At 62.2% G+C, this 669-nt stretch carries 1 protein-coding gene; it reads left to right on the forward strand.

What is annotated here, in order from left to right:
• The coding region (locus AC1DT3_RS23380; RefSeq protein ID WP_477467541.1) for a metallophosphoesterase family protein at window positions 1-589 on the forward strand (589 nt) is incomplete at its 5' end.
• Window positions 590-669: the final 80 nt, after the last annotated feature.

Raw genomic sequence — 669 nt, forward strand, 5'->3', positions numbered from 1 at the left:
GCTGGCGCCACACCGCGATCTGCTCGCCACTTTCGCAGACAAGGGCTCGCGCCACGGGTCCAAATCCATCGCAGATCTTTGGGCCGCGATTTTTCCGATGGTCCTGCCGCCGCCCACCAATGATGGCCTCGGCATCATCGCGCTCAACTCGAACGCCGATACACACTTCTCGTTCACCAATGCACTGGGTTTCATGCCAGCGGAGCAGGCACTGGCGATCGAGATCGCTATCGGCGCCTATCCGCGCGCGACCTGGGTTATCGCGCTTCACCATCACGTCGTCGAATATCCGAAGCCTGCAAAGGCATTGTCGGAGCGCATTGGAACCGCGTTGATCAATGGAAGCTGGTTCGTCCGCCGCCTTCAGCGCCACGCCAGCCATGCCATCGTCATGCATGGCCACCGGCACGTGGATTGGATTGGCAATTGTGGTGGGCTGACGATCGTCTCCGCGCCCTCGCCCGTGATGGAAGCCACCAACGACAAGGATAGCTACTTCTACATCCATACGATGGGAGTGGGCGCGGACGGAGCATTGAAGCTCCTCGCGCCGGAACGAATCATCGTCCCGGGTGCAGGCGTCGCTTGACCGGTCGGCGTTCTCAACTCAGGCGCTCGCCGGACGCGGCGCCACCGAGGATGTCCGCAACCCAGCGACTGGAGGGATGG

The sequence above is a fragment of the Microvirga sp. P4_G7 genome (assembly GCF_056401005.1).